Genomic DNA, 20,422 nt, shown 5'->3' with positions numbered 1-20,422 from the left:
CGGACCCCCGGCCGGTCACAACTCGAGCACGCTGCGACCCTCCAGGGGACAACCCCCGGACCCCCGGCCGGTCACAGCTCGAGCACTAATCCAGTACGAAGCTCTCCAGGTAGCCCGGGTCGGTGCGCTCCAGCATGGAGCGGGCACGGGCGCGGATCTGGGCGTCGCTGTGCTCGCTGGGAGGGAGCATCCAGAAGCTGTCGTTCCGGATGCCCGCCACGACGAGTTCGGCGACGTCTTCGACGGGTGTGAAGCGCACCTGCTGCCCGGACTCGCGCATGGCCGCCTCCCACTGGCCGAGCGTGCGGTAGGGGGTCTTGCGCGGGCGGGTCTTGGCGTAACGCGTGGGGCGGTTGCGGTACGACTCCCACAGGCCGGTGCGCAGCATGTGCGGGCCCGGGAAGAGCACCGAGGCGCCGACCGCGGCCGACTCGGCGCGCAGGTGTGCGTAGAGCGACTCGGTCATGGTGACCACGGCGGACTTGGTCACCGCGTACACCGAAGCGGTCGGCAGTGGCGCGATACCGCCGTCACTCGATGAGGTGTTGACGACGTGGCCGGGCTCGCCGGACTCCAGCATGCGGGGCAGGAAGGCCCGGATGCCGTGGAAGACGCCCCAGACGTTGACCGCGAACGCCCACTTCCAGTCGTTGAGTTCGTGCTCCCACATCCGGCCCTCGGCCCCGGAGCCGACGCCCGCGTTGTTGCACAGCACATGGACGCCGCCGAACGTCGCCCAGGCGGCCTCGGCCAGCGCCTCGACGGAGTCGGGTTCGCTGACGTCGGTGAGATGTGCCAGCACCCGCGCCCCGTCGGCGCGCAGTTCACCGGCGGCCTTCTCCAGCGGGCCGCGCTCCACGTCGGCGAGCACGACGCACAGCCCCTCGGCGGCGAACCGGCGCGCCAGGGCGAGACCGATTCCACTGGCGGCACCGGTGACGACGGCCGTCTGCCCTGGTTGCAGCCGCATCAGGAGCTCCCCTCTGACGCCACGCCGGCCGGCTGTGGTGGGGCGTCGAGCACCTGCGCCGCGTCGTCGTAGCGCTGGTGCACGTAGGGCAACAGGGCCTGGGCGCTGACGTGTTCGGCGACACGGCCGCGCTGGTCGCTGGTTTTCTCGCCGAGGGTGATCTCGACCAGCCGCCGCACGGGCAGATCGGCGACCGGGTCGTACGGCGACTCGCGCAGGACGACCTCGCCGGTGACGGACTCCAGCTTGCGGACCTTCTCGTGGCGCAGGCAGTGCACGAGGACGGGGTCGATGTCGAATCCGGTGCCGTCCACACCGGGGAGGAACTTGAAGTAGAAGTCCAGCTTCTCGCCCGGCTCGGGCGGCGGCAGCGCGGGGCCCACCGTGCCGGTCACTTCGACGAAGGTGATGCCGTGCCGGGCGAGCCTTGCCCGGAGCGAACCGTCCGGACTGCGCTCGATCGTGACCTCGCCGAGTTTCTTGGGCTCGCCGAAGACCTCCCGGCCCCCGATGAGCGCCCGCTCATGGGTCATCGGCATCACCAGCGGATACCAGCCGTCGGCGCCGGAGTGCCGGGCCGCCACGGCGACCGAGCCGGCGCCGAGCGGGTAGCCGGGCAGGTCGACCTGGCTGATGTTGGCCCGTACCAGGGGGCGTTCGGCGGGTTCGAGGGGCGGCGGGAGGACGGCGGCCACCACATCGGGGTCGGTCTCCCAGACGGCCACCACGCCTGTGGACCAGATGTCAGGGAGTTGGGCGCCGGCTTCTCTCGCCCGCCTGATCTCGGTCTCGTCGCGCGGGCCGTACCGGACACGTGCCATCTGCGACACCTCCAAGGGACAGTGCTGTAACACCGTTACAGCAGACTCCGCGAAGGGTGAAGACACACGGACCGTCCAGAATGGGGGATCATGACCGGTCTGAACCGCGAGGCGGTGCTGGACGCCGCCGCGGCACTGGTGCGGCAGCACGGCCCGCAGGCGCTCACCATGCGCAAGCTCGCCGCCGAGCTCGGCACCGCGGTGACCTCCATCTACTGGCACGTGGGCAACCGCGAGTCGCTGCTGGAGGCCCTTGTCGAGCGCACCGTACGGGAGTTGGGCGAGATCCAGCCGCGCGGCCGGACCCCGCAGGCCCGCACGGTCTCCATCGCGCGGACGCTGCGGCGCGAACTGCGGGCCCGCCCGCATCTGATCGCGATGGTCCACGAACGGGGCCTGACGGAACGGATGTTCCTGTCCGCACAGCGGGCGCTCGTGAGGGAAGCGCACGCCGCCGGGCTGCGCGGGGCGCGCGCTGCGGAGGCGGTACGCGCCGTGCAGTTCTCGGTCATCGGTCATGTGCTGGTCGAACGCAACCGGGAACGCGCGCCCCTGCAGTATCCCGGCGAACCGGAACTGTGGGAGAGCGACCGGGAGACGGACGACGCGGCGCTGGTACGCGCGCTGGCCACGCCACCGGACGCGGAGAAGGTCTTCACGGCTACGCTGCGGGCGCTGGTCGACGGCCTGCTCGGAGTGCCCGATTCGCCCCCACAGCAGGGGGTTTGACGCTCCTCCGTACTGCCCTGCTCCGAGCTCTGGGCGGATGGCCGGGCGAGCCCCGTCGTCCGCACCGGCGCGGGCGCGGCGTAAGGCACTGTCAGTACCGCCCCGTATTCTCTGTGACCATGCTCGAAGACCAGACGGCACGCATGGACGGGACGTCCACGCGCATTCCCGCGCAGCCCGCCGCCGACGCACAGCCGCCGCTCAGCTGGCCCGCCGGATACCCGGACGGCTATGCGGTGGTGGACGTGGAGACCACGGGCCTCGCGCGGGACGACCGGATAGTGTCCGCAGCCGTCTACCACCTGGACGCACGCGGCGAGGTCCAGGACCACTGGTACACGCCGGTCAACCCGCAGCGCGACCCCGGCCCCACCTGGATCCACGGGCTGACGTCCGAGGCGCTCGCCGACGCGCCGCTCTTCGAGGAGATCGCCGAGGAGTTCGCCGCCCGTCTGGCCGACCGCGTCCTGGTCGCGCACAACGCCATCTTCGACTGGTCGATGATCGCGCGGGAGTACGCGCGGGCCAAGAGCGAGGCCCCGGTGCGCCAGCGGCTGTGCACCATCGCGCTGTCCAAGGAGCTGTCGCTGCCGCTGCCCAACCACAAGCTGGAGTCCCTCGCCGCGCACTACGGCGTGGTCCAGCAGCGGGCGCACCACGCGCTGGACGACGCTCGGGTGCTGGCCGAGGCGTTCCGCCCCAGCCTTCATCTGGCGGCGCGGCAGCAGGTACGGCTGCCGCTGCTGGCGTGCCAGCCGCTCAGCGAGTGGACCGACGCGGTGGTGCCGCGCCGGGCCGGCGGCGGGGCGGGCGCCGGATCCGGGTACGGCTCGTACGGCCGCGGGTACGGCACCTGGCGCCCCTCGCGCAAGCGCCCCGCCTGCCCGTACCCGAACCCGGGGCGGTACGAACCGGAGGGGCGGCTGGTGCAGGGGATGCGGGTGGCCATCTCCGGGGACACCTCCGTGGACCGGGAACTGCTGGAGGACCGTGCCATCGAGGCGGGGCTGCACATCGCGACCAGCGTCTCGCGGCTCACCAGCCTGCTGGTCACCAACGACCCGGACTCCCCTGCGTCGAAGGTGGTGAAGGCCCGCTCCTACGGCACGCCCGTCATCGACGAGGCCGCCTTCACCCAGCTTCTCCAGGACGTGGCCCCCGCGCCGGAGGGCTGAAGGGCGCGGGGTACCGTCGGTAGACGTGTACCGCTTCCTGTTGTCCCGGCAGTGGGTGATCCTCACCCTGCTCGGCCTTGTGCTGATCCCCACCATGATCAAGCTGGGCTTCTGGCAGCTGCACCGCCATGAGGACCGGGTGGCGCGCAACGAGGAAGTGGCCGCGAGCCTGGCGGCACCCACCGTGCCGGTCACCGAACTGACCGGGAAGGGCCGGGAGCCCGCCGACGACGACAAATTCCGTACGGTCACCGCGCGCGGGACGTTCGACACCGCGCACGAGGTCGTCGTCCGGCACCGTACGGGCCCGGACCGCGACACCATCGGCTACTTCGTCGTCACCCCGCTCGTCCTGAAGGACGGCTCGGCAATCCTCGTCAACCGCGGCTGGATCCGCGCCGACCGCGATCTGACCGCCTTCCCCAAGGTGCCCGCGCCGCCGCAGGGCCGGGTCGGCGTCGTCGGGCGGCTGATGCCCGACGAGACCACCGAGGCCAGCGGCATCAAGGACACCAAGGGCCTGCCCGACCGCCAGGTCATGATGATCAACAGCCACAAGCAGGCCGAAGAGGCGGGTCGGCCGCTGCTGAGCGGCTTCATCCAAATGGTCAAGACCTCCCCCAAGCCCGCGGGCAAACAGCCCGAGGTGCTGCCCGAGCCCGACCACAGCGGCATCGGCCCGCACATGGCCTACGCCGTCCAGTGGTGGCTGTTCACCGCCGCGGTACCCGTCGGCTGGGTCATCCTCGTCCGCCGCGAGGCCGCGGAGCGGCGGGGTTCGTCGGACGTGGTGGCTGAGGCCGCCTGATTTTCCGCCGGACCCTCGCCCTCGTGGTTGCTCGCCATTGCGGCGGAAAGGGTTACGAGGGCTCCGCCCCCGTAACCCCATCGCGCGGGCTTCCGCCCCCACACCCCCGTCGCGGCGGACAGATGTGGCTGATGGCTCTGCCTCCGCGCCCCAGGGGGCGAAGCCCGAACGGGGGCCGGGGCAAAGCCCGACCGGGGGATCGGGGGCGGAGCCCCCGAACTTTTCCCGCCGCGACGGCGAGCAACCACGAGGGCGAGGGTCCGGCGGAATAGGCGGACTCCGCAACCACAGCGTCCGCAGCCGTCAGGCAAACTGCAGGGCATGGACCTTGGACTATCAGAGCGCGTCTATGTCATCACCGGCGGCACCCGGGGGCTCGGGTTCGCCACTGCTGCTCAACTGCTCGCCGAGGGGGCACGTGTCGTCGTGACCGGCCGGTCGGAGAAGTCGGCCGAGGAGGCGGCGGCGCAGCTCGGGGTGGAGGCGTCGGGAGCCGAAGGCCGGGCGCTCGGCGTTGCCGCTGACAACGCCGACCCGGAGACCCCGGGGCGGGTGATCGCGGCGGCCCGGGAGCGGTTCGGGCGATTCGACGGCATCCTCGTCAGCGTCGGCGGCCCGCAGGCGGGCGTGCCCGCGGACCAGCTCACCGACGAGCAGTGGCAGACGGCCTTCGACAATGTCTTCCTCGGCGCCGTTCGGCTGGCGCGCGCGGCGGCGGGCGAGCTTGGCGAGGGCGGGGTGATCGGCTTCGTACTCTCCGGCTCCGTACGCGAACCGATCCCCGGGCTGACCCTCTCCAACGGACTGCGCCCCGGCCTGGCGGGGTTCGCCAAGACCCTCGCAGGCGAGCTGGGCCCGCGCGGCATCCGGGTGCTGGGGCTGATGCCCGGCCGGATCGGGACCGAGCGGATGCAGTACCTCGACTCCCTCTCCGGCGACGGGGACGCCGCCCGCGAACGCAATTCTGCGGGCATCCCGCTGCGCCGCTACGGCACCCCGGAGGAGTTCGGCCGCACGGCGGCCTTCGTGCTCTCCCCCGCCGCCTCGTATCTGACCGGGGTGATGCTTCCGGTGGACGGCGGGGCACTGCACGGCCTCTGATCGCGGCGCCGGCCGCCGGTTTCCTCGGCCGTCAGCTCACGCGCTCCGCGCGGTGGCGGGCGGCGCGCATTCTGACCTCGGCCGGGAGGGCTTCCAGTCCGGCCGAGGTCACCGCATGGGCGATTGCCTCACGGCGGAGCTGGTGCACGGCGGGTCCCGGCTTGGCGTACGCGGCCAGCACCAGTCCGATACGGGCCCTGGGCTGGTGGCGCCGCCCCGTCAGCACGACACGCGCCCGGTCGATACCCGGCTGCGATTCCGCCTCGGCCCCGATGACGTCCTCCACGGCACGCCCGCGCAGCACCGCGCCCTCGCCGTCCCGGCTGTCGACCAGTACCTCGTTCAGTCGCTGCTGCCGCAACTGCGCCAGTAGCCACCACATGCACAGAAGGAAGAGCGCAGCCAGGACGGCGAGGGCTACCGGCCACCACCAGCCCTCGTCGGTCCACCGGGTGCGGTCGGCATCGCTGAGCACCACGTCCCGGGGCCGGTCCCACGGCCAGCCGGACGGCATGGTGACCCCCCAGCGGCGGGGCAGGTCCAGCCCCGCGAAGAGCACGGCCAGGCCGAGCGCGAGCAGCGCCAGCCCGATCAGCGCGGTCAGCACCCGGTTCACGGTCCGCAGCATCGCCCTCGCCTCACCGTCGTTTCGCCGGCCGTCGTACGTGTACGGACAGATCGGGCCGACTGGCCAGGCCCAGCTGTCCGATGCCTTCGCGCAGCGCGCCGTCCAGGTCGCTGCGTACCTCGTCCAGGTCGCGGAAGTGCGCTGCCGCCCGGGCGCGGACCTTGCGGCGGGTGACGGTGACCCGCACCGACTGCACGCCCGAGATCTCCATCGCCCTGTCCCGCAGCACCAGCGCCGCAGCCGACCGCTCCAGCCCGGCGCGCACCTGCGGAACATCCGGCCGCATCATCAGCAGCGACCGCTTCCCAGGCGTGAGGGCCAGCACCAGCAGCCACAGCCCGAGCACGGCGACCACCGCGGCGCCCGCCAGCATGTAGGTGTCATCGAGCCGTCGGCCTGCCAGCTCGTCGGTGAGGGTGCGGCGCCAGACCATGCCCGGACGGTCGGCGCGAACGGAGGCCACGTCGTACAGCAGAATGCCGACCCCGGCGAAAAGCAACAGTGCGACGATTCCGGCCGGCATCCTGCGTACCGACCAGAACCGCCCCGCCTTCCCCTCGCCCGGCCCGCCGTCCGCGCCGGGGGGCGCCGCCTCGGCCCTGGGGTGCTCGGGGGTGGGCGGCTCCGGTGGCTCGGGAGTCCCGGGGGTCTGGGGGGTCTCAGGGGTCTCGGGGGTCTCAGGGGTCTCGGGGGTCTCAGGGGTCTCGGGGGTCTCGGGGGTCTGGGAGGGCTTCTCCATCGTGGAGCCCGGTCCGTGCCCATGCCCCTGCTTCCGCGCGGCCGGGCGGGGGTCGCCGGTATCGCTTTCCCGGGTCACGTCACCCTCCCGGAGCTGTCGCCCTTCAACTGCGCCGAGTGGAGGCGTTCGATGTCCAGGGCCACGTCCGGTACGTCCATGCCGACCAGTTCACCCACCCGCGAGATCACGCGCCGGCGCACCGCGCCGCACTGCGCGCCGATGTCCGAGGGGTAGCCCAGCTCCAGCCCGATCCGCACCCGTGCCGTCCGCTCCCGGACCGTGACCCCCGTACGTCGGACCGGCCGGCGCACGGGCGGCCCGCCCGTCGGCCGGCCGTCCTCTTCCCGGGCCCCGCGCAGCGCCTCCCGCGCCGCCTGGGCCGCGACCTTGGCGACCACGCGGTCGGCGATCCGGATCGCCCCGCGCTCACCCGCGGAAACCTGCGTATCCGTCACGGAGTCACCTGCGGCGCTCGCTGCCCCGGCCACGGAAGAACTCCCCCGCGTCCATATCCCCGTCGAAGAATCTGCCCACCAGGAAGCCGACGGCCCCCAGCGCCGCCACCAGCACGAAGGCTCCGAAACCGCCGAAGTACCCGGCGAAGCCCAGCGCCAGGCCGGCGATCAAGCCGACAAAGGCCATGCTCATCGTGCGCTCCTTCGCTCGGCACCGCGGCGGGGCGCGCGGCGCGCGATCACTTCGCCAGGGGCGCCGCTAGCGCTCACCGCGGCGCTGCTGTTCATTGCGTTGCTCACTGCAAGTGCTCATTGCACGGTCAAGTTCTCATTGCAGGCGGGGGCGTTCCTGCTCCTCTTCTTCCTCTTCCTCCTCGTCCGGCAGCTTGACGTCGCTCACCGCGATGTTGACCTCGACCACCTCGAGGCTCGTCATCCGCTCGACGGCCGAGATCACGTTCTCCCGCACGGAGCGCGCCACGTCCGAGATCGACACGCCGTAGTCGATGACGATCTCCAGATCGAGCGCCGTCTGTACCTCGCCGACCTCGGCCTTGACGCCGCGGGTGACGGACCGGCCGCCGCCGGGCACCCGGTCGCGGACGGCGCCGAACGTACGGGCCATGCCGCCGCCCATCGCATGGACGCCGACCACGTCGCGGGCCGCCATGCCCGCGATCTTCTCGACCACACCGTCGGAGATGGTGGTGCGGCCGCGGGAGCCCGCGGGCGCCAGCCCGCCGATCCGGCGCGGCTGCTCGGTCGTGCCACCGGCGGGCTGGTTGGCCGTGCGCGCGGTGCGGCTGTCGGAGCGGGCGGACGAACTGGTCTCGGACATCTCTGCGCCCCTTTCGGAGGTTCGAAGCGGCCTGCCGCTCCGCTGCTCACCGTAAGCACGACCCGGTGTGCACCGCTCGCGCAGATCCGGGGCGCGCCGCCGACCGGGTGACAACGGCCCCCGTACGCAGTGCGGTGCGCGAGGGGGCACCGCCGACGCGGCAGGTTCTCCTTGCGGCAAGCAGCAGGATGCGGAAAGGGAGTGCGCACCATGACGGCGGAACGGCTGACCCAGGCGGTACGCCAACAGCTCGGTCTGGGGCGGCTCCTGCCGCTGGGCGAGGCGACGGACGGCGCCTGGGTGACGGAGGAGGCAGCGCTCGCCGTACTCGGCCGGTCGGTACGGCCGGTACCGGGCGTACGACTGAGCGCGATGCGGGTGGAGCTCACCACTCCGCGGGCTGCCGTCGAACCCGCCGTCCCCCCGCCGCCCAGCGCCATGCCGCCCGGTCCGCTGACGCTGACCGCCGAACTGGCGGCCCCCGCCGACCGGCCCGTACCCGCTGCCGCTGACGATGTACGACGCACGCTGCTGGCCGCCGCCGAGCAAGAGCTGGGGCTCGCGCTGGAGAGCGTGGATCTGCGGGTCACCGAGCTCGTGGAGGCGGGGATCACCGACTCGGCCGAGGGCGGCGGGCCCAGGCCCGGACGGGCACCGGAGGCGGAGGAAGCCCGGATGTCGGGCTCGGCCGGCTCCGCCGGGGCAGCCCACCGTGCCGCCGCCGACCGCGTCACCCGCGCCGTGCTCGCCGTGGACGGTGTGGCCCGGCTCGCCCCCGTGACAGGCCCGGCCCTCTCCCGCGTCGCCGCCGGTCCGGCGGTCAGCGCCGTCAAGATCGAGGGCGACCCGGAAGAAGGCCGCTGTCACGTCCTGCTCCAATTGGGGCTCTCGCCCACCCGCCGCGCCCTCGACACGGCTCGCGCCGCCGGAGCCGCAGCGCGCGACGCGCTCGGCGCCTCCGGCAAGGTGACCGTCGCCATCGTGGTGACCGCCATCGACCGAGTGTGACCCCGCGCGGCGGCGGATCTTGCGTACCCGGCATGAAGGGCTGCGCCCCGTCAGGGGCGCGGGGAACTGCGCGACCAGCCATAACCAGCCCGCAGCCCGCAAGCGTCCGGCAGGGGCACCCCGTACCCGGAACAACGGAGGGGCGAACCAAAAGGCGCCGGGCAAGCCTCAATCGCCGAACCCCGCGAGGTCGCGGAGACGGCGGGCCTGGGCGGCCCGCTCCGCGGCGCGCTGTTCCTCGTACGTACGCGTACCGGCTCCGGCGAGCAGCGCCTTGGTCTCGACCACCGCGTTGCGGGGAGCGGCGAGGAGGGCTGCGGTCAGATCGGTGACGGCGCCGTCGAGCTCCTCGGCGGGCACGACCAGATTGGCGAGCCCGACGCGCTCGGCCTCCTCGGCGTGGACGAAGCGGCCGGTGGCGCATATCTCGAGAGCGCGCGCATAGCCGACCAGTCCCACCAGGGGGTGGGTACCGGTCAGGTCGGGTACCAGTCCGAGGCTGGTCTCCCGCATGGCGAACTGCACGTCCTGCGCACACACCCGCAGGTCACAGGCGAGTGCGAGCTGGAACCCGGCGCCGATGGCATGGCCCTGGACTGCTGCGATGCTGATCAGGTCGGGGCGGCGCCACCAGGTGAACGCCTGCTGGTACTCCGCGATGGCGGCGTCCAGTTGCTCGTCGGTGTCACGCGCGAGCTCCAGGAAGGACCGCTCGCCCTCGAAGCCGTCCGGCTCGAACGCCTGGCGGTCGAGCCCCGCGGAGAAGGACTTGCCTTCGCCGCGCAGCACGACGACCCGGACCGTCCCCGGCAGCACGCGTCCCGCCTCGGCCAGTGCTCGCCACATGGCGGGCGTCTGCGCATTGCGCTTGGCCGGGTTGGTGAGGGTGACCGCGGCCACCTCACCGTCGGCGGCGACGTGCACGCCGTCCTGGTTGAGCAGGGTCATCGAGGTTCCTCCGGTGGTTACCCAGCAGTATGTCCAACCGAAGAGTAACCACCGGAGGGAACGCCCGAAAGCCTCCTCAGGAGGAGCTCGACTTCTTGCCTCGGGTCGCTCCGCCGCGTCCGCGCAGGTTCACACCCGACTCGCTGAGCATCCGGTGCACAAACCCGTAGGAACGGCCCGTCTCTTCGGCCAGCGCCCTGATGCTCGCTCCGGAGTCGTACTTTTTCTTGAGGTCTGCCGCGAGCTTTTCGCGCGCGGCGCCGGTCACCCGGCTGCCCTTCTTCAGAGTCTCGGCCACCCGTGCCTCCTCATGGGAAGTGCGCTCTGTGACTCTCATGATCACCCCTCCCCCCACTTCTGGCCACCCATTCGGCAAGGTCTTCGTGAGCAGCTTGGGAACTTGTGCACACCACGCTTGCCCTGGAGCAATCGATTCCGTCCTCATGCAGATGCACGTGCACGACCCATACCGAGCCGGAACAATGGGGAAACCCGCAGGTCAGCAGCGTGCCCGCGAAATGAGCGCGGCCCGTCGACGGCTCCTGCCACGAAGACCCGGCGCAGCCGCGGGGCCGCGCCGGGGTACGAGCCGCACTCACTCAGATGAAGGATCAACCGTCGGCCGAATGATCCATCTCAGATGGATCAAGCAAGGGCGACGAGGTCCGCGTACTCCTCGCCCCACAGGTCCTCGACACCGTCCGGCAGCATGATGATGCGCTCCGGCTGGAGCGCCTCGACGGCGCCCTCGTCGTGGGTGACCAGCACGACGGCGCCGGTGAAGGTGTGCAGGGCTCCGAGGATCTCCTCGCGGCTGGCCGGGTCGAGGTTGTTGGTCGGCTCGTCCAGCAGCAGCACATTGGCCGAGGAGACCACGAGGGTGGCCAGGGCCAGCCGGGTCTTCTCGCCGCCGGAGAGCACCCCGGCGGGCTTGTCGACGTCGTCGCCGGAGAAGAGGAAGGAGCCCAGCGTCTTACGGATGGCGACCAGGTCCATGTCGGGCGCTGCCGAGCGCATGTTCTCCAGCACCGTGCGGTCCGGGTCCAGCGTCTCGTGCTCCTGCGCGTAGTAGCCGAGCTTGAGGCCGTGGCCGGGGACGACCTTGCCGGTGTCGGGCTCCTCGATGCCGGCCAGCAGCCGCAGCAGCGTCGTCTTGCCCGCGCCGTTGAGGCCGAGGATGACGACGCGTGAGCCGCGGTCGATTGCCAGGTCGACGCCGGTGAAGATCTCCAGCGAGCCGTAGGACTTGGACAGGTCCTCGGCCATCAGCGGCGTCCTGCCGCAGGGCGCCGGGTCGGGGAAGCGCAGCTTGGCGACCTTGTCGGCCTGGCGCTCGCCCTCCAGCCCGGACAGCAGCTTCTCGGCGCGGCGCGCCATGTTCTTGGCGGCCACCGCCTTGGTGGCCTTGGCGCGCATCTTGTCGGCCTGCGAGTTGAGCGCGGCTGCCTTCTTCTCGGCGTTGGCCCGCTCCCGGCGGCGCCGCTTCTCGTCGTCCTCGCGCTGGGTGAGGTACTGCTTCCAGCCCATGTTGTAGATGTCGATGGCCGATCGGTTGGCGTCCAGGCAGAACACCTTGTTGACCACCGTCTCCACGAGATCGGCGTCGTGGGAGATGACGATGAGACCGCCGCGGTAGGTCTTGAGGAAGTCGCGCAGCCACACGATCGAGTCGGCGTCCAGGTGGTTGGTCGGCTCGTCCAGCAGCAGGATGTCGGCGTCCGAGAAGAGGATGCGGGCCAGCTCGACGCGGCGCCGCTGACCGCCGGAGAGGGTGCGCAGCGGCTGGCCGAGCACCCGGTCGGGCAGGCCGAGGCTCGCGGCGATGGTGGCGGCCTCCGCCTCGGCCGCGTAACCGCCCTTGGTGAGGAACTCGGTCTCCAGGCGCTCGTACTTCTTCATCGCCTTCTCGCGGGTGGCGCCCTTGCCGTTCGCGATGCGCTCCTCGTTCTCCTGCATCCTGCGCAGCACCACGTCCAGACCGCGTGCGGAGAGGATGCGGTCGCGGGCGAGCACATCGAGGTCGCCGGTGCGCGGGTCCTGCGGGAGGTAGCCGACCTCGCCGCTGCTGGTGATGGTGCCGGCCGCGGGCGTGCCCTCGCCCGCGAGGCATTTGGTGAGGGTGGTCTTGCCGGCGCCGTTGCGGCCCACGAGGCCGATGCGGTCGCCCCTGGCGACGCGGAAGGTGGCCGACTCGATGAGGACGCGGGCTCCGGCGCGCAGCTCAAGACCGGTGGCGGTGATCACTGGAGAACTCCAAGGCAGGACTGTGGACGTGCGTACGGCAGAAGTGCGGAAGCGGCGTACGCACGCCTAATGCACGAGGAGATGAGGCATGAGAGCCAGTCTACCGGCGGCGGGCAAACGCTTTTCCGGTCTGCGGCCGGACGCTCGACAGCACCGGCAGCACGCCTGGGGGGACGCCGGCCGGCGACGCCCGTCACTCCCCGCCGGTGTGCACCTGGAAGGCGGCCCGCCGTACGGCCTTGGCCAGCGCGGGGTCCGGATGGGCCGCGGCGAGTGCGACGAGGACCTGGACGGTGCGCGGGTGGCCGGTGGCGCGGACCTCTTCCAGCAGCTTGGGCACCGAGCCCTGTACGGCGGTGCCCAGGTGGTCGACCAGCAGCCGCTCCTCGCCGTGGTCGGTGACGGCCGCCGCGGTGTCCACCCACAGCCAGGTCGCCTCCTGCCGGGTGAGGACGCCGGGTGCCCCGCCCGCCAGATCCTCCGGGTCCGTGCCCGCCTGCTCGGCCAGCCACAGCAGCGCGTACGGCCGCAGGGTGGGCTCCTCCGCGGCCTCCTGTACGGCATCCTCCGCGGGCGCGCCCACCACTCGCAGCGCCTCGAAGGCGAGCCCGCGGATGAGCGCGTCCTCGCCCCGGGCCGCCTCCAGAAGTTCGGTGACGGCCGGTCCGGTGGGGCGCGCGGCGAGCCAGGCGCGGTACTCGTCGCGGGCCGGGCCTGGGGTCATCCGGGCGCAGCCACGCAGCATCTCCTCGGCGGACTGCTCGATGTTCCCGGCCGGGCTCTGCGCCGCGACGCAGATCTGCTCCAGCTTGGTCCACACCGCCCAGTTGCCGAGCGGTGTCAGGACGGCGGAGCCCTGCCGTACGCCGGTCTCCTCGGCGGGATCCTCGTCCGGGCAGCGGGTCAGCGCCCCCACCGCGGAGAGCCCGTCCAGTGCCCAGTCGAGCAGCCCCGGCAGGGCGACGCCGACCATCGCGCGGCTCGTCGCGTGCTGGTTGGCGTGCCGCTCGGCCCGCAACTCGGCGATGCGCTGGGCGAGCAGGTCATGCAGCAGCGAGAAGGTGACGGGGCCGCCGGAAAGGTGCATCACGGAGAGGAACTGCGGCACCGCCTCGACGATCTCCGCCACCAGGCTCTGCTCGTGCGGCAGCGGCGCGGGGTGGGCCAGCGACCAGGCGTCGAAGAGGGCGACCCAGCCACGCAGCACGGCGCTGTCGTCACGGTCCCAGGCCCGCAGCCGCCAGCCGGCGCGGGCGGTGTCCCCGTGGAGTTCGATCAGGCCGGCCAGCTTGGCCCGGTCCCAGTGGGTGCGTACCAGCGGGACGGTCATCCGCAGCGCTTCGGCCGCCTGTTCCGCCTCGGGGCCGGGCTGCGGAGAGCGGCCGGTCTCGGCAGCCCAGCGGGCCACGCGGACGGCGTCTGCGAGGCAGGCACGCGCGTGCCGGGCAAGCTGGTCGCGGGGCAGCACACCGTCCGGGGGCGGTGGCGTCCTGGCGGAGCGCCTGGTCGTCACAGTGCGCCGGGCGGCGGCGACGGGCTGTCGGGGGACGAGGCGGAGCCTGTTGTCCCCCGGGGTACGGGACGTCGTCACAGGAGCAGTCTTCACGCTGTGCCGTTGAAACCCAAACCTGGGGTGCCGTTTCCGGTCGTTCACCTTCTCCGGCCAGGTGTATACGGGCGCTTGAAAAGGGCTCAGCGTGACATGGCCTCACATGGTCGCCCGTATGGCGGCCTCACATGAAGGGCGTGATGAAGCGGCGCAGCTTCTCCTCGTAGCCGTGCGGGTCGGCGTTCCACATCGCGGCGTGCGGGGCGTGCGGGATCTTGTGGAGGGAGACGAGTTTCGGGCGGTGCGCGGCCAGTGCGCGGGAGCTGTCCCAGGAGGCGATGGTGTCCGCGGGGCCGTGCACCAGCAGGGTGGGCACGGCCAGCTTCGCGGGGTCGACCAGCGTGGCGTCGCGCCCCTCGGGCAGTCCGGCCCGGCCCTGGACGGCGCGGACCACCAGCGGCAGCAGCGCACGGGGGGTGCCCCGGGAGAGCGCCAGCGCCCGCACGGTGTGCGACCAGTCGAGCACCGGCGAGTCCAGCACGAGCCCTGCCACCCGGTCCCGCAGCGGGGAGTTGGCGGCGGCGTGCAGGGCCATGGTGGCGCCGCTGGACCAGCCGTGCAGGATCAGCCGTTGGGCGCCGTGCTGGACGGCGTAACGGATGGCGGCGTCCAGGTCCCGCCATTCGGAGCTGCCCAGGTGGCCGATGCCGTCGAGCGGCGGGGGCGCGCCGGTGTCGCCCCGGTAGGCGATGTCGAGCACCGGGACGCTGTAGCGCCGGTAGAACGGGAGCAGCGTCAGCGGATGCTCGCGGGTGGCGCCGAGGCCGTGCACGGTGATGACCCAGGCGTTGCGGTCGCCGGGCACGAACCAGGCGGGCAGCGGCCCGAGTTCGCCGGGGATCTCGACGTCGGTGTACTCAGCGCCGAGGGCCTCGCCGGGGTTGCCGACGTACACCTGCGGGGTGAGGCGGACGGTGGCACCGGCGCTGAGCCGGCCCCGGTCGATACGGCGCAGTTCCCGTACGACGGCGTGCGGACGGGGCTCCGCGGCCGTCGCATCCTCCAGCACCGGCCCGACGACGGCGTGGATGCCGCGCCCGGTCAGTCCGTAGACACCGGGCAGCCGGGCGGCCAGGGAGCGGGTGATGGCGATCCGGCCCTCGTCGTGGGAGTGCACGGTCAGCCGGGTGCCCTCGAACCCCGCGGTGGCCCTGCTGCCGCCGTCGCTCCGGGGACGCGGCGGGCGCAGCGCTGCGTCGGCGGCGTACCGTCCGGCCGCCAGGGTGGCCGCGCCGGTACCGAGCACGGAGGTGGCGGCCAGTGCTGCCGCGGTTCGCAGACGCATCCTTGTCAGTGTTGACACGATCGGGCGTGCGAAACCAGCGGAGCGGGCCGGGAGGGTGACGCCTGGTCGGCGGAGCCGGGGCCCGGCGGCGGGTCGTACCGGCGCGTCGGCCGGCACGGCAACTGGCTGGGCGCCGCGTCGTGTTGGCGGCCGGGAGACATCTGGCGTCGGCACCCGGACGTGCCTTGCTTGGCCCCGAGGAGCCCTCGGCCTACGGTGTGATCTGGCCCACACAACAGGCTTCAGGGGGCGACACTTCGATGCCTGCCTCAGTTCACCTTCCGTTCACTCGCCGTCTTTACGTTCACGACGTCATTGCCCCTCGAACTGATTGTGCCTGGTGAATGGAACACATCACGCTTCTCATCGGGATCGTGATCGTCACGGCCTTGGTGTTCGACTTCACGAACGGCTTCCACGACACGGCCAACGCCATGGCCACAACCATCTCCACCGGGGCACTGGCTCCTCGGGCGGCGGTGGCCATGTCCGCGGTCCTCAACCTCCTCGGGGCCTTCCTGTCCATCGAGGTGGCCAAGACCATATCTTCAGGAATCATCGATGAAGGTTCCGGCATCCAGCCCGAAGTGATCTTCGCGGGGCTGGTGGGCGCGATCATCTGGAACCTGCTGACCTGGCTCGCCGGGCTGCCCTCCAGCTCCTCGCACGCGCTGATGGGCGGACTGATCGGCGCGACGCTCGCTGCCGTCGGCACGGGCGCGGTCAACGGCGACGTCGTCGTCATGAAGGTCCTCATCCCGGCGCTCGCCGCGCCCCTGGTCGCGGGCATCGCCTCCGTGTGCGCCACCCGGCTGACCTACCGGGTCGCCCGGCACGCCGACGAGGAGCGCACCGCGAAGGGCTACCGCGCCGGGCAGATCACCTCGGCCGCGCTGGTCTCCCTCGCCCACGGCACCAACGACGCGCAGAAGACCATGGGTGTCATCACGCTGGCCCTGGTCACCGGCGGCGCCCTGGCGCCCGGCTCCGACCCGCCGGTGTGGGTCATCGCCGCCGCCGGGCTCGCCATCGCACTGGGCACCTACCTCGGCGGCTGGCGCATCATCCGCACGATGGGCAAGGGCATCACCGACATCCAGCCCCCGCAGGGCTTCGCAGCCCAGACCAGCGCGGCGGCCACCATCCTGGCCTCCTCGCACATCGGCTTCTCCCTCTCCACCACGCACGTGTGCTCCGGCGCCGTGATGGGTTCAGGGCTCGGCCGCAAGGGCGGCGTCGTGCGGTGGGGAACGGCGGGCCGCATGGTCATCGGCTGGGCGCTGACCCTCCCCGCAGCCGGCGGCGTCGCGGCCGGGGCCGCGCTGCTGGCCCAGCAGGGCGACTGGGGCGTCACGACAGTCGCCGTCCTCGCCCTCGTGCTCTGCGGCGCCATCTGGCTCCGCTCCCGGCGCGCGCCGGTGGACCACACCAACGTCAACGAGGTCGAGCCCGCCTCGGCCCCGGAGACAACGGGGATCCCGAGCCCGGCCGGAGAGCCGGAGCCCGCGGGGCCCGAGTCCGAGCCCGTCGGGGTGGTCACCACCGCCATTCGGGCCGTCTCTCCGCCCCCGCCGCCGGCGGGAGTGAGCTCCGCCGCCTCGGCCGCCTCCGCCGCCTCCGCCGAGGAGACGAAGGCGGCCGAGACCCCGCATCCGACCGGCCGCCCCGCTTCGGCGAGCAGCCTCCGCTAGGCAGAAGGGACGACCGCATGAACATCGACTGGGCCGCACTCGGCCAGGTCTTCGGCGTCAGCCTGGTGGCGACGGTGGGACTCGTCGGCGTCTTCACCCTCGGCATCGTCGCCGGCTCGCCCCGCACCGCGGGCTCCGCGCCTTCGCCGCTGGCCCGCACCGGTGCGTACGTCTGCTACGCCCTGTGCGTGGCGGCAGTGGCGTACGGGATCTATCTGATCGCGGCGTAGCCGTTCCACGACGGGGGTTCGCCCCCGGTCTCCGACGCCAGGAACCATGTGTGGGGCTTCGCCTCCCGACCCCCGGCTCCACAGGGGGTGTAGGGGCGAAGCCCTCACGCTTTTTCCCGCCGCGACGGCCGTAACCAGCACGTTCGAGTTGCCCCCCGCAGGGGCGACGTGGTGGACTGCCGGGTGCCAAACGGCGGCATGGGGAGGAAGCCGGTGCGAATCCGGCGCGGTCCCGCCACTGTCACCGGGGAGCGCCTCCCTCAACGAAGCCACGGCCCACGCGGGCTGGAAGGCGGGGGCGGTGTGGATCCGGGAGCCAGGAGACTCTCGCCGCCGGTCGAGTCGAGCCAGGGCGAGGACCCTGAGTGAGGACACCGCCATGCGTGGCCCCGTCGCCATAGCTGTTGCTGCCGTATCTCTTGCCGAGGTGCCTGCTGCCTTCCCCTTGGAGCATCCCCGGGGACTCCGGCCGGGAGCACCCCCGACTGCCGCCGTCGTGGATGCGTGTGCCGGAACCGTCGTCTGATGCGGGCCCGTGACGTCCATGTCCGCGGCACTCTGCTGGGGTTCGCCGCCGACGCGCTGCTCGGTGATCCGCGGCGCGGCCACCCGGTCGCTGCCTTCGGGCGGGCGGCCGCCGCACTGGAGCGCCGAATGTGGCGCGACCACCGGGGCGCGGGGGCGCTCTATGTCGCTCTCTGCGCGGGGGGCGCGGTCGCCGCGGCGGGCGCGCTGAAGACGGTCGGTGCCGCACCCGGCCCCTCCCCCGCCGCGGGCCGCTCCCCGGCGCCCGGCATCGCGCTGACGGCCGTCACCGCGTGGGCCGTGCTCGGGGGTACGTCGCTGACCCGCGAGGCACGGGCCGTGGGCGCCGCGCTGGAGGCGGGAGACCTGGAGCTGGCACGCGAACGGCTGCCCGCGCTGTGCGGGCGCGACCCGCAGCGGCTGGGCGCGCCGGAAGTGGCCCGCGCCGTGGTCGAGTCGGTCGCGGAGAACACCTCCGACGCCGTGGTGGGAGCACTGGTGTGGGGGGCGCTGGCGGGCGTTCCGGGGCTGGTGGGCTTCCGCGCGGTCAACACGCTGGACGCGATGGTCGGGCACACCTCCCCGCGGCACCGCCGGTTCGGCTGGGCCGCCGCGCGGCTGGACGACGTGGCGGGCTGGCCGGGGGCACGGCTGACCGCCGTACTGGCCGCGTTCGCCGGGCCGGACCCGCGCGGTGCCGTACGCGCCTGGCGCGCCGACGCGCACCGCCACCCCAGCCCCAACGCGGGCCCCGTAGAGGCGTCGTTCGCGGGCGCACTGGGCGTGCGGCTGGGCGGGACGCTGTCGTACGGGGGGCGGGTGGAGCACCGGCCCGTCCTCAACGCGCCCGGCCGGGCCGTCCGAACGGCGGACATCGAGCGCGCTGTGCGGCTGTCGCGGCGGGTAGGACTGTTGGCGCTGGCCACAAGTTGTCTGGTGGGCACGGCAGTACGCCGCTTCGGGCGTGGCCGCGGGGAGGGAGGGGTGCGGTGAGCGCGCGTACGGGAGGCGGACTGCTGGTCGCCGGGACGACCTCGGACGCCGGCAAGAGCGTGGTGACGGCGGGCATCTGCCGCTGGCTGGCCCGCAAGGGGATGCGGGTGGCGCCGTTCAAGGCGCAGAACATGTCGCTGAACTCGTTCGTCACCCTCGACGGCGCCGAGATCGGCCGCGCGCAGGCCATGCAGGCGGCTGCCGCGCGGGTCGAGCCGAGCGCGCTGATGAACCCGGTGCTGCTGAAGCCGGGCAGCGACCGCACCAGCCAGGTCGTACTGCTGGGCAAGGCGGTCGGCGAGATGTCGGCACGGGGATACTTCGGCCGCCACACGGAAGGCGACGACAGCGGCTGTGGCGACGGCGTACGGCACGGGCGGCGCGAGGAGCTGCTGGAGACGGTCGCGGGCTGTCTCGAGGAGCTGCGGCGCAGCCATGACGCGGTCATCTGCGAGGGCGCGGGCAGCCCTGCGGAGATCAATCTGCGGCGCAGCGACATCGTCAACATGGGGCTGGCGCGCGCCTGTCGGCTGCCGGTGCTGGTGGTCGGCGACATCGACCGGGGCGGGGTGTTCGCCTCGCTCTTCGGTACGACGGCACTGCTGGCCCCCGAGGACCAGGCGCTGCTGGCAGGCTACATGGTCAACAAGTTCCGCGGCGACGTCACACTGCTGGAGCCCGGCCTGGAGATGCTGCACGGGCTGACCGGGCGGCCCACGCTGGGCGTACTGCCGTTCCAGCACGGGCTGGGCATCGACGAGGAGGACGGGCTGAGGGTCTCGCTGCGCGGCACCGTACGCGAGTCCACTGTCGCGCCCCCCTACGGGGCGGATGTGCTGCGGGTCGCCGTGCTGCCGGTGCCGTTGATGTCCAACTTCACCGATGTGGACGCACTGGCTGCCGAACCCGGTGTGGTGGTGCGGTTCTGCGACCGGCCGGAGGAACTGGCCGACGCCGACCTGGTGGTGGTGCCGGGCACCCGGGGCACGGTCAAGGCGCTGGAGTGGATACGTGAACGGGGCCTGGCCGGAGCGCTGGCGCGGCGTGCGGCCGAGGGGCGGCCCGTGCTGGGTGTCTGCGGCGGCTACCAACTGCTGGGCGAGCAGATCGAGGACGAGGTCGAGTCACGTGCGGGTGTGGTGGACGGACTCTCACTGCTGCCGGTGCGGGTGCGGTTCGACCGGGACAAGACGCTGGCCCGGCCGCACGGGATCGCGCTGGGTGAGCCGGTGGAGGGCTACGAGATCCACCACGGGGTGGCGGACGTGCACGGTGGTGAGCCGTTCCTGAGCGGCCCCGAGGGTGCTCCGCTGGACGGCTGCCGGGTGGGGAGCGTGTGGGGCACCCACTGGCACGGCTCGCTGGAGTCGGACGGCTTCCGCCGCGCCTTCCTGCGCCGGGTGGCCGCCGACGCGGGCCGCGCCTTCGAACCGGCGCCCGACACCCGGTTCGCCGCACTGCGCGAGGAACAGCTCGACCGGCTGGGCGACCTGATCGAGGAGCACGCGGATACGGCGGCGCTGCTGCGGCTCATCGAGGACGGCGTGCCCGAGGGGCTGCCGTTCGTACCGCCGGGGGCGCCGTCGTGACCGGCCCGCGGTCCGCCGCCTCTGATCCACCCAAGC

Annotated in this window: 21 protein-coding genes and 1 riboswitch; of the genes, 9 read left to right on the top strand and 12 right to left on the bottom strand. The window is 72.6% G+C overall.

Annotated elements, in window-relative coordinates; all coding sequences use genetic code 11:
• Positions 1-85: 85 nt before the first annotated feature.
• Both ACTWQF_RS33240 and ACTWQF_RS33235 read right to left on the bottom strand, forming a co-directional pair.
• Positions 86-970 carry an SDR family NAD(P)-dependent oxidoreductase gene (locus ACTWQF_RS33240; RefSeq protein WP_443283465.1) on the bottom strand — a complete coding sequence of 295 codons (885 nt, stop codon included), beginning with the start codon at positions 968-970 and terminating at the stop codon, positions 86-88.
• Entirely contained in the window at positions 970-1,791 is an 822-nt protein-coding gene (locus tag ACTWQF_RS33235; RefSeq protein WP_443283464.1) for an acetoacetate decarboxylase family protein, read from the bottom strand. Before ACTWQF_RS33235 ends, ACTWQF_RS33240 begins: the two co-directional genes overlap by 1 nt.
• 90 nt (positions 1,792-1,881) lie before the next feature.
• Here ACTWQF_RS33235 and ACTWQF_RS33230 point away from each other — a divergent pair, with 90 nt between their 5' ends.
• The 4 genes from ACTWQF_RS33230 to ACTWQF_RS33215 all read left to right on the top strand — a co-directional run bounded on the left by ACTWQF_RS33230 (position 1,882) and on the right by ACTWQF_RS33215 (position 5,604).
• Positions 1,882-2,520, top strand: coding sequence for a TetR/AcrR family transcriptional regulator (locus ACTWQF_RS33230; RefSeq protein ID WP_443283463.1), 639 nt, complete (start codon positions 1,882-1,884; stop codon positions 2,518-2,520).
• A 143-nt stretch (positions 2,521-2,663) separates the two neighbouring features.
• Positions 2,664-3,695 carry a DEDDh family exonuclease gene (locus ACTWQF_RS33225; RefSeq protein WP_443283497.1) on the top strand — a complete coding sequence of 344 codons (1,032 nt, stop codon included), beginning with the start codon at positions 2,664-2,666 and terminating at the stop codon, positions 3,693-3,695.
• Between the two features lie 25 nt (positions 3,696-3,720).
• A complete protein-coding gene (locus tag ACTWQF_RS33220; protein WP_443283462.1) occupies positions 3,721-4,503 on the top strand; it encodes an SURF1 family cytochrome oxidase biogenesis protein in 783 nt (260 codons plus the stop codon).
• A gap of 321 nt (positions 4,504-4,824) precedes the next feature.
• A complete protein-coding gene (locus ACTWQF_RS33215; protein WP_443283461.1) occupies positions 4,825-5,604 on the top strand; it encodes an SDR family oxidoreductase in 780 nt (259 codons plus the stop codon).
• Positions 5,605-5,635: 31 nt separating this feature from the next.
• Here the strand turns inward: ACTWQF_RS33215 and amaP are convergent, their stop codons facing one another.
• The 5 genes from amaP to ACTWQF_RS33190 form a co-directional block, all read right to left on the bottom strand.
• A complete protein-coding gene (gene amaP / locus ACTWQF_RS33210) occupies positions 5,636-6,232 on the bottom strand; it encodes an alkaline shock response membrane anchor protein AmaP (protein WP_443283460.1) in 597 nt (198 codons plus the stop codon).
• Positions 6,233-6,242: 10 nt separating this feature from the next.
• Positions 6,243-7,049 (bottom strand): DUF6286 domain-containing protein, encoded by an 807-nt coding sequence (locus ACTWQF_RS33205; RefSeq protein WP_443283459.1) that lies wholly within the window; start codon positions 7,047-7,049, stop codon positions 6,243-6,245.
• Positions 7,046-7,426: an Asp23/Gls24 family envelope stress response protein gene (locus ACTWQF_RS33200; protein WP_443283458.1), complete on the bottom strand. Its 381-nt coding sequence runs from the start codon at positions 7,424-7,426 to the stop codon at positions 7,046-7,048. Before ACTWQF_RS33200 ends, ACTWQF_RS33205 begins: the two co-directional genes overlap by 4 nt.
• 4 nt (positions 7,427-7,430) lie before the next feature.
• Positions 7,431-7,619: a hypothetical protein gene (locus tag ACTWQF_RS33195; RefSeq protein ID WP_443283457.1), complete on the bottom strand. Its 189-nt coding sequence runs from the start codon at positions 7,617-7,619 to the stop codon at positions 7,431-7,433.
• A gap of 135 nt (positions 7,620-7,754) precedes the next feature.
• Complete coding sequence (locus tag ACTWQF_RS33190; protein ID WP_443283456.1) at positions 7,755-8,264, bottom strand: Asp23/Gls24 family envelope stress response protein; 510 nt, start codon at positions 8,262-8,264, stop codon at positions 7,755-7,757.
• Between the two features lie 210 nt (positions 8,265-8,474).
• Between ACTWQF_RS33190 and ACTWQF_RS33185 the strand changes: the two genes are divergently transcribed.
• On the top strand, positions 8,475-9,272 hold the full coding sequence (locus ACTWQF_RS33185) for a hypothetical protein (RefSeq protein WP_443283455.1): 798 nt from the start codon (positions 8,475-8,477) through the stop codon (positions 9,270-9,272).
• Between the two features lie 168 nt (positions 9,273-9,440).
• Here the strand turns inward: ACTWQF_RS33185 and ACTWQF_RS33180 are convergent, their stop codons facing one another.
• The 5 genes from ACTWQF_RS33180 to ACTWQF_RS33160 all read right to left on the bottom strand — a co-directional run bounded on the left by ACTWQF_RS33180 (position 9,441) and on the right by ACTWQF_RS33160 (position 15,358).
• Positions 9,441-10,220, bottom strand: a complete 780-nt coding sequence (locus ACTWQF_RS33180; protein ID WP_443283454.1) for an enoyl-CoA hydratase/isomerase family protein — start codon at positions 10,218-10,220, stop codon at positions 9,441-9,443.
• Between the two features lie 76 nt (positions 10,221-10,296).
• On the bottom strand, positions 10,297-10,518 hold the full coding sequence (locus ACTWQF_RS33175) for a helix-turn-helix domain-containing protein (RefSeq protein WP_443246685.1): 222 nt from the start codon (positions 10,516-10,518) through the stop codon (positions 10,297-10,299).
• A 347-nt stretch (positions 10,519-10,865) separates the two neighbouring features.
• On the bottom strand, positions 10,866-12,464 hold the full coding sequence (locus tag ACTWQF_RS33170) for an ABC-F family ATP-binding cassette domain-containing protein (protein WP_443283453.1): 1,599 nt from the start codon (positions 12,462-12,464) through the stop codon (positions 10,866-10,868).
• Between the two features lie 193 nt (positions 12,465-12,657).
• Positions 12,658-13,932: a hypothetical protein gene (locus tag ACTWQF_RS33165; RefSeq protein WP_443283496.1), complete on the bottom strand. Its 1,275-nt coding sequence runs from the start codon at positions 13,930-13,932 to the stop codon at positions 12,658-12,660.
• Positions 13,933-14,197: 265 nt separating this feature from the next.
• Positions 14,198-15,358, bottom strand: coding sequence for an alpha/beta hydrolase (locus tag ACTWQF_RS33160; RefSeq protein ID WP_443283452.1), 1,161 nt, complete (start codon positions 15,356-15,358; stop codon positions 14,198-14,200).
• Between the two features lie 344 nt (positions 15,359-15,702).
• Between ACTWQF_RS33160 and ACTWQF_RS33155 the strand changes: the two genes are divergently transcribed.
• From ACTWQF_RS33155 to ACTWQF_RS33140, 4 genes are all read left to right on the top strand, one after another.
• Complete coding sequence (locus tag ACTWQF_RS33155) at positions 15,703-17,049, top strand: inorganic phosphate transporter (protein WP_443283451.1); 1,347 nt, start codon at positions 15,703-15,705, stop codon at positions 17,047-17,049.
• A 17-nt stretch (positions 17,050-17,066) separates the two neighbouring features.
• Entirely contained in the window at positions 17,067-17,279 is a 213-nt protein-coding gene (locus ACTWQF_RS33150; protein ID WP_443283450.1) for a hypothetical protein, read from the top strand.
• 204 nt (positions 17,280-17,483) lie between these two features.
• Positions 17,484-17,605: riboswitch (cobalamin riboswitch) on the top strand.
• Positions 17,606-17,804: 199 nt separating this feature from the next.
• Entirely contained in the window at positions 17,805-18,797 is a 993-nt protein-coding gene (locus ACTWQF_RS33145; RefSeq protein WP_443283449.1) for a cobalamin biosynthesis protein, read from the top strand.
• Positions 18,794-20,386: a cobyric acid synthase gene (locus tag ACTWQF_RS33140; RefSeq protein ID WP_443283448.1), complete on the top strand. Its 1,593-nt coding sequence runs from the start codon at positions 18,794-18,796 to the stop codon at positions 20,384-20,386. Before ACTWQF_RS33145 ends, ACTWQF_RS33140 begins: the two co-directional genes overlap by 4 nt.
• Positions 20,387-20,422 lie beyond the last annotated feature (36 nt).

The organism is Streptomyces sp. 8N114 (genome assembly GCF_052245835.1).
Classification (GTDB): Bacteria; Actinomycetota; Actinomycetes; order Streptomycetales; family Streptomycetaceae; genus Streptomyces.
The sequence above is the reverse complement of the archived record's forward strand: the minus strand, read 5'-3'. Positions and strand labels throughout refer to the sequence as shown.

Bases quoted from the DNA above. Each gene is read 5' to 3' on its own strand.
- ACTWQF_RS33230 (WP_443283463.1), top strand. From the start codon at position 1,882: ATGACCGGTCTGAACCGCGAGGCGGTGCTGGACGCCGCCGCGGCACTG.
- ACTWQF_RS33215 (WP_443283461.1), top strand. From the start codon at position 4,825: ATGGACCTTGGACTATCAGAGCGCGTCTATGTCATCACCGGCGGCACC.
- ACTWQF_RS33145 (WP_443283449.1), top strand. From the start codon at position 17,805: ATGCGGGCCCGTGACGTCCATGTCCGCGGCACTCTGCTGGGGTTCGCC.
- ACTWQF_RS33225 (WP_443283497.1), top strand. From the start codon at position 2,664: ATGGACGGGACGTCCACGCGCATTCCCGCGCAGCCCGCCGCCGACGCA.
- amaP (WP_443283460.1), bottom strand. From the start codon at position 6,232: ATGCTGCGGACCGTGAACCGGGTGCTGACCGCGCTGATCGGGCTGGCG.
- ACTWQF_RS33190 (WP_443283456.1), bottom strand. From the start codon at position 8,264: ATGTCCGAGACCAGTTCGTCCGCCCGCTCCGACAGCCGCACCGCGCGC.
- ACTWQF_RS33160 (WP_443283452.1), bottom strand. From the start codon at position 15,358: ATGCGTCTGCGAACCGCGGCAGCACTGGCCGCCACCTCCGTGCTCGGT.
- ACTWQF_RS33240 (WP_443283465.1), bottom strand. From the start codon at position 970: ATGCGGCTGCAACCAGGGCAGACGGCCGTCGTCACCGGTGCCGCCAGT.
- ACTWQF_RS33235 (WP_443283464.1), bottom strand. From the start codon at position 1,791: ATGGCACGTGTCCGGTACGGCCCGCGCGACGAGACCGAGATCAGGCGG.
- ACTWQF_RS33150 (WP_443283450.1), top strand. From the start codon at position 17,067: ATGAACATCGACTGGGCCGCACTCGGCCAGGTCTTCGGCGTCAGCCTG.
- ACTWQF_RS33195 (WP_443283457.1), bottom strand. From the start codon at position 7,619: ATGAGCATGGCCTTTGTCGGCTTGATCGCCGGCCTGGCGCTGGGCTTC.
- ACTWQF_RS33180 (WP_443283454.1), bottom strand. From the start codon at position 10,220: ATGACCCTGCTCAACCAGGACGGCGTGCACGTCGCCGCCGACGGTGAG.
- ACTWQF_RS33185 (WP_443283455.1), top strand. From the start codon at position 8,475: ATGACGGCGGAACGGCTGACCCAGGCGGTACGCCAACAGCTCGGTCTG.
- ACTWQF_RS33155 (WP_443283451.1), top strand. From the start codon at position 15,703: ATGGAACACATCACGCTTCTCATCGGGATCGTGATCGTCACGGCCTTG.